This is a genomic window from Paenibacillus sp. OT2-17 (assembly GCF_009827695.1).
Lineage (GTDB): Bacteria > Bacillota > Bacilli > Paenibacillales > Paenibacillaceae > Paenibacillus > Paenibacillus polymyxa_B.
The window spans coordinates 1-5,835 of record NZ_WUDQ01000216.1 but is presented as its reverse complement, the minus strand read 5'-3'; the positions used below and the strand labels follow the sequence as shown (position 1 = coordinate 5,835).

Below are 5,835 nucleotides of genomic sequence, written 5' to 3'. Positions count from 1 at the left end.
ACTTAGCAGTTCTAGGGTACGGTATACGGTTGCCAGACCGATTTCGGGAGCTTTCTCTTTGACGAGCATAAATACATCTTCCGCACTCAGATGATCATCTTCGTTCTCAAGTAAAACTCTGACGGTGGCTTCCCGCTGAGGCGTTAGTTTGTAGCCCTGGGATTGCAGCTGCTGCTTAATTTTTTCGATCCGTGCTTCCATGTGTCTCCCTCCCCCTGCAAAGCTACTGCCTACTGCACTTTTTTCACTCCTATTATTATAGGGGGTCTATACAAATAAAGTCAAACATTTTGAAACGAATCAAGATGATACGGAAGCTGTCAGCATAGGAGTGACCCATTGCATCATAACCGGGGTGATCCAAGTTTCAAAGGACGCGCTACCGATAAGAAGCACCATCATCACAGCAGTCAATCCCGCATAAGACAGCAACGGACGCAGCATCCCGTCTGACGGCCGGGTAGCGAGTATTTTTGTTTTGATCATATGGATGGAAAAAGTCATCGCAGCCACGCTGCAGACGAGCAGTACCGGAATGACGAGCAGGTTATGAGGAGCAACTGAAACCAAAGAAAATAGCAGTCCTTTCCACGAATATTGCCCCACCATATAACCTACTGAAAATCCGATTAGCACACCCTTGAGGAAATTCAATACAAGAATGCCCGGCAGACCGATAACCGAAAGGCCACACACCCAAATTAGCCCGACCCATTTTAGATGTAAAGATACGCTATCCCAAAAGGTCGAAGCCGCCTGCGAATCAGCGAAGCCCTGTTCGTTTTGATTGACCGTTACAAAAAAATCCTTCAGGTAACGGGACAAATCCTGTAACTGCTCCAGCGAGAGTGCGTTAACCATAAGTGCGCCAAAGACGACTCCCACCAGAAACAGCACAGCCAAGAAAACATAATACGGCGTCTGATCTTTTAACGTATGACGAAACCATTGCATCGGCGTCCTGCCCCTTTCATCTGCTTGTTTGTCCAAAAAACAACCGTAATCCGACGGCTGATGGCTAGAAATGGGGCAGCTTTCACTGCAGATCAAGCATCACGAATGATGTGCCAAGCCAGCGGCATAGATAATTTATGGTTATGAACAAGCAGACGCTGATATGCCTTTAGAGGGACAAGACTTTACTAGGACTTAGCTATTTTGCCGTATGTTCCACCACCACCGGATACAAGAGACAGTCTCCCCTCACGTGAAAGCACAATTTGCTCTGCCAGCACTTTTCCGACGACTGCTGCTAACTCCTCCTGTGTAACCTCATGTAAAATATTCATTTCTGTTCCAAATGCAGCCAATAGCTGGTTCAGCTTGGCTTTACCCAGACCTGGAATAAACTCCAGTGGAATCTGGTAAATGTACGGCGGACGATGGGAAGGAATCATGGGCTGTTCACGGTCAGCAATGCTCCATATTCGATCCAGCACACCTCTCACCAGCTTGGTATGACCACAGTCAGGACAACGTTCATCCGCCATCTGTTGCTCGTCAATAATCGTACCGCAGCTTTGACAGTAAGAACGATGGTATTTGCCCAGTTTCGGATTTAATCCGTAGTTGGCACGCACCCGTCGTCCTTCCCGCCGCTCCAAATCCATTCTGAATTCATCAAAACACGGCTTTGCCAGTGATAATTTGTTGTATTCTCGTCCGATTTTCCCAAGTGAATGGGCATCTGAATTCGTGAGAAAGCTGAAGCGATCCAGTTCCGAAATCAAACCGGCCATAGATGAATCTGCGCTCAGCCCCAGCTCCACCCCGCTAACGAGCTCCATATCCAGCAGTTCCTCCATACGGGCCGCTGAGCTGCCATATATGCCCTTATGAGGAGTAAACACGTGCGCAGGCACCATAATGCCTCCACGTCCGTAAATTTGCTGCTGCAACTCGCGTGGCGGCGCATAGATTCGTTGTGAGCTAAGATTAACATTTTTCATATGCCGGGCCAGCCATTGGGTAAAATCCTTCATCGCCGCCAGATCTGGAAAATAGGCCAGTACGTGCGCCTCAGGGCGACCTTCAGCACGTATTTCTAGCTCCGTGCCAAGGAGAATAACCGTATCCCGGTAAGCGATACCGCCGCCGCTGATTTCTTTCATTTCACCCGTATGTAAATAGGTACGAATATCCTCCTGTACATTAGGTGCATGGCAGTCAATGATACCGATCAGCCCAATTCCTTTACGACCGGAGGCTTCCTTAGCTATGTTGGCAAAGGTCAGATCGCGGCTGCCACTAATTTTGACCGGATTTCCCTTCTCTGTTCTGCCAATATGAATATGCAAGTCTGCAAAGTAGTCGATAAGTTCTACTATATTTTCATCCATCCGCTTAGAAGCTCCCTGTATGTTGGCGGTGTTGCCACGCATAGACGGCCAGAATCGTTTTGGCATCACTAATCCGTCCTTCACGAATGAGCGTCTGTGCTTCTTCCAGCGTCACCTCAAACAACTCCAGAAATTCATCCTCATCCGGTTCCGTCTCACCTAACTCCAGTTCTTCGGCCACATACAGATGGATGATTTCATCCGCAAAGCCAGGAGAGGTATAAAAGGAGTGTAGCAGCTTCAACGACTTGGCAGTATAACCTGTCTCTTCTCTCAGCTCACGCCCCGCTGCTTCCATCGGATCTTCACCCCGCTCTAGCTTACCTGCAGGAATTTCTACCTCACAGCGCCCCATCGCCTGTCTGTACTGGTCCACGACCAGCATTTTCCCTTCATGTAGAGCCAAAACAGCCACCGCACCTGGATGCTTTACGATCTCACGCTTTCCAGTGGAGCCGTCGGGAAGCTCTACCGTGTCTACCTGTAATGTAATGACCTTTCCCTCAAAAATAGGCTGTGTGGACACGGTCTTTTCCTCCAGCGCAGGATTGGAATAAGGCTTGCAATGTGCATCGTTTGTTGGATTGTTCAATTGTCCGTTCGTTTGCTCGTTCATCGGTAAGTTTCCTCCTTCATATCTATCTTTCTTTATTAATTATCACCAAGTTAGTCTAACTTGTCCACTTTGTACATATGCTGGTGGTAGGATAACAAACTTCCTGTCATGAGGAGATGCAGAAATGAAAAGCTACCGTACTGAAAACACCCTCCATATCGTTGGTAAAGCCTGGCAGATTCAAGCACTATTGCGTCAGTGGCAAAAGGAACACGGACCTACCGCCACTATCGCTTCGCTAGCCGTTCCAAAAAAGGTTCAGATCTAAAGACGAAGGAACGCTGTTCCTGTCTTTAACCTGAACCTTTTTTTCAGTATGTTGCAAGTGTATGATACAAGTTTATTTTGTGGTTTCTTGAATCAGAGCTATGACAACTTCAGCAACCTTCACGAGGTCATCGGCCTTAATCTTTTCCTCTGTTGTATGGATGTTCTGGTAGCCCACAGCCAAATTCACCGTTGGAATTCCAAGCCCGTTGAATACATTAGCATCTGAGCCACCACCGGAATGGAAGGTCGGCGTTGCCAGTCCCAGTCCTTGAATTGCACGCTGTGCAACCTGTACAACTTCGTCATGCTCCGTAAAGCTGAATGCCGGATAGATGACTTCACTGCGGAACTCTCCCTGTGCACCAAATTCGCGTGTGGTGGTTTCCAGCGCTTCACGCATATGCTGGATTTGATGATTAACCTTTTCCTGCACAATACTACGTGCCTCTGCACGGATCAATACAAAATCGCATACCACATTCGTCGCGCCGCCGCCCTCGAAACTGCCGATGTTAGCGGTCGTTTCCTTATCAATCCGTCCTAGTTTCATTTTAGAAATGGCTTTAGAAGCGACCTGAATGGCACTAATGCCATCTTCGGGATTTACCCCCGCATGAGCGGACTTCCCAGTTATCTTCATTTCAATACGTGCCTGCGTTGGGGCAGCTATACAAATAGAGCCAACTTCACCATTCGAATCCAAAGCATATCCGAAATCAGAATCTAGCACTTCTGGCTTCATCGCCCGTGCACCCATCAAACCAGATTCCTCGCCAGCCGTAATCACGAACTGGATTTGACCATGGGGAATATTCTGCTCGCGCACGACACGAATCGCCTCGAACAAAGCAGCAATTCCCGCCTTGTCGTCAGAACCCAGAATCGTTGAACCGTCACTACGAATCCAGCCATCCTCACCCAACTGTGGCTTAATGCCTTTACCCGGAGTAACGGTATCCATATGGCAGGTAAAAAATAATTTGGGTGCTTGCTCCACACCTTCCGCTTTCCAGGTGACGATCAGATTGCCTGAACCATGTCCGGTTCTTTCACGAGAATCGTCTTCCATTACTTCCAGCCCGAGTGCATTAAACTTTTCTTTTAGAACACGTGATATTTCCTGCTCATTTTTCGTTTCACTATCCACCTGTACGAGTTCCATAAATTCCTGTACAATTCGGTCTTTTACTACTTTTACTGTCATTAAACTTTCCTCTCTTTCCCGATTACGCTACAATACGGATAGATGTTCTTATCTATGACTTAAACCTATCCTAAAGGAGTTACACATGTCGAACAAAAAATGGGTTCGTTTTTTCGTCTACATTATGCTCGCAGCTATGATTGGTTCTACGCTGTTCATGGTAATTGAGCCGTTTATTATGCCACTATAATAACTATACCGCTCAAGGTATCCGGCTGCTCTAAGGCACTATTGAAGCCTTGAGTGGACGAGCTGTTACGTAAAGCAAACAGGCGGGCTTTCGTGTACATACACAATAGCCCGCCTTACCTCTATTGGAAAGAATGCGTTTGCCATTGCGCAGCAAATGAAAATTGCTGTTCAAAGAACGGTACAATTTCCTTCGCAATCTGCTCCACCGACATAGGCTTCTGTATGCAGTCCTCCAATGATGTCACACCGTATTCCTGAATTCCGCACGGGATAATGCCCTCAAAGCCCTCATGCTGTATCCCTGATTTGATGTTAAAGGCAAAGCCATGGCTGGTTACGAAGCCCCGACGGTGCTTACACTTGTTGAATTTGACGCCAATGGCCGCAATTTTTAGATTCCCGATCCATACCCCCGTATATTCAGGCTTACGGCTTCCCTCAACCCCATAAGATGCCAACAACTGGATGATCACTTCTTCCAGACTTCGAAGGTATCCGTGCAGATTCAGCGCCTCCCGGTTGCCGAGCATAAGTAGAGGATATCCGACAAGCTGCCCCGGCCCATGATATGTAATGTCTCCCCCACGGTCAATCTGAAAGACGCTGATTCCCTGCTCCTTCAGTTGCTCTGGTGTGAGGAGCAAATGTTCAGGATGCCGCTGAGATCCAATCGTATAGGTCGGCGGATGCTGGAGAAGCATAAGCGTTTCTCTTGCCTCTCCCGCATCCAGCTTTCCCACAATCTCCTTCTGGACATCCCATGCATGGGCATATTCCATCCTATTCGTATAGGTTACGTCAAGCGGTCGTCTGTTCACGGCCTGTCACTTCCTCTCCGTACATTTCCCCCACTGTTCGGATGATTAGTACAGCTTCGTATCCAAAGTGTAGCCTTCTAGATTTTCTTTAACCCGTTGCAGGAATCGTCCGCAAATCACTCCGTCCAAAATGCGATGATCCAGCGACAAGCACAGATTAGCCATCGAGCGAACCGCAATCATATCATCAATAACCACTGGTCTTTTGACAATGGATTCAAAGGTAAGAATTGCAGCCTGCGGATAGTTAATCACCGGATAAGATAAAATCGAACCAAAGGAGCCTGTGTTGTTTACAGTGAACGTTCCGCCTTGCATGTCGTCCAGTTTGAGCGTGCCTTCCCGGGTTTTACGTGCCAAATCGTCAATTTCACGAGCTAATCCAGCAATATTTTT

General features: G+C 47.6%; 9 protein-coding genes. 2 read left to right on the top strand and 7 right to left on the bottom strand.

What is annotated here, in order from left to right; genetic code table 11:
- The 4 genes from GRP75_RS17710 to GRP75_RS17695 all read right to left on the bottom strand — a co-directional run.
- A partial coding sequence (locus tag GRP75_RS17710; RefSeq protein ID WP_160789942.1) for a Fur family transcriptional regulator occupies nucleotides 1-201 on the bottom strand: 201 nt, incomplete at its 3' end.
- A gap of 99 nt (nucleotides 202-300) precedes the next feature.
- Entirely contained in the window at nucleotides 301-954 is a 654-nt protein-coding gene (gene spoIIM, locus GRP75_RS17705; protein ID WP_023989222.1) for a stage II sporulation protein M, read from the bottom strand.
- Between the two features lie 188 nt (nucleotides 955-1,142).
- On the bottom strand, nucleotides 1,143-2,339 hold the full coding sequence (locus tag GRP75_RS17700; protein WP_160789943.1) for an endonuclease Q family protein: 1,197 nt from the start codon (nucleotides 2,337-2,339) through the stop codon (nucleotides 1,143-1,145).
- Nucleotides 2,340-2,343: 4 nt separating this feature from the next.
- Entirely contained in the window at nucleotides 2,344-2,955 is a 612-nt protein-coding gene (locus tag GRP75_RS17695) for an NUDIX domain-containing protein (RefSeq protein WP_160789941.1), read from the bottom strand.
- 124 nt (nucleotides 2,956-3,079) lie between these two features.
- Here GRP75_RS17695 and mciZ point away from each other — a divergent pair, with 124 nt between their 5' ends.
- Nucleotides 3,080-3,223 (top strand): Z-ring formation inhibitor MciZ, encoded by a 144-nt coding sequence (gene mciZ, locus GRP75_RS17690; protein ID WP_160789940.1) that lies wholly within the window; start codon nucleotides 3,080-3,082, stop codon nucleotides 3,221-3,223.
- 72 nt (nucleotides 3,224-3,295) lie between these two features.
- Here mciZ and GRP75_RS17685 read toward each other — a convergent pair whose 3' ends face one another.
- On the bottom strand, nucleotides 3,296-4,429 hold the full coding sequence (locus GRP75_RS17685; protein ID WP_023989225.1) for a tripeptidase T: 1,134 nt from the start codon (nucleotides 4,427-4,429) through the stop codon (nucleotides 3,296-3,298).
- Between the two features lie 85 nt (nucleotides 4,430-4,514).
- Between GRP75_RS17685 and prli42 the strand changes: the two genes are divergently transcribed.
- Nucleotides 4,515-4,619, top strand: a complete 105-nt coding sequence (gene prli42 / locus GRP75_RS17680) for a stressosome-associated protein Prli42 (protein ID WP_023989226.1) — start codon at nucleotides 4,515-4,517, stop codon at nucleotides 4,617-4,619.
- 121 nt (nucleotides 4,620-4,740) lie between these two features.
- On the opposite strand, the gene lipB is transcribed toward prli42, so the two are convergent.
- Together lipB and GRP75_RS17670 are read right to left on the bottom strand one after the other, a co-directional pair.
- The gene (gene lipB, locus GRP75_RS17675) at nucleotides 4,741-5,439 is read right to left on the bottom strand and encodes a lipoyl(octanoyl) transferase LipB (protein WP_160789939.1); all 699 of its coding nucleotides are present in this window, start codon (nucleotides 5,437-5,439) and stop codon (nucleotides 4,741-4,743) included.
- A 45-nt stretch (nucleotides 5,440-5,484) separates the two neighbouring features.
- On the bottom strand, nucleotides 5,485-5,835 hold a 351-nt coding region (locus tag GRP75_RS17670), incomplete at its 5' end, for a 2-oxo acid dehydrogenase subunit E2 (protein ID WP_202404196.1).

Coding starts and splice junctions, on each gene's coding strand:
- spoIIM (WP_023989222.1), bottom strand. CDS start 954: ATGCAATGGTTTCGTCATACGTTAAAAGATCAGACGCCGTATTATGTT.
- GRP75_RS17700 (WP_160789943.1), bottom strand. CDS start 2,339: ATGGATGAAAATATAGTAGAACTTATCGACTACTTTGCAGACTTGCAT.
- GRP75_RS17695 (WP_160789941.1), bottom strand. CDS start 2,955: ATGAACGAGCAAACGAACGGACAATTGAACAATCCAACAAACGATGCA.
- mciZ (WP_160789940.1), top strand. CDS start 3,080: ATGAAAAGCTACCGTACTGAAAACACCCTCCATATCGTTGGTAAAGCC.
- GRP75_RS17685 (WP_023989225.1), bottom strand. CDS start 4,429: ATGACAGTAAAAGTAGTAAAAGACCGAATTGTACAGGAATTTATGGAA.
- prli42 (WP_023989226.1), top strand. CDS start 4,515: ATGTCGAACAAAAAATGGGTTCGTTTTTTCGTCTACATTATGCTCGCA.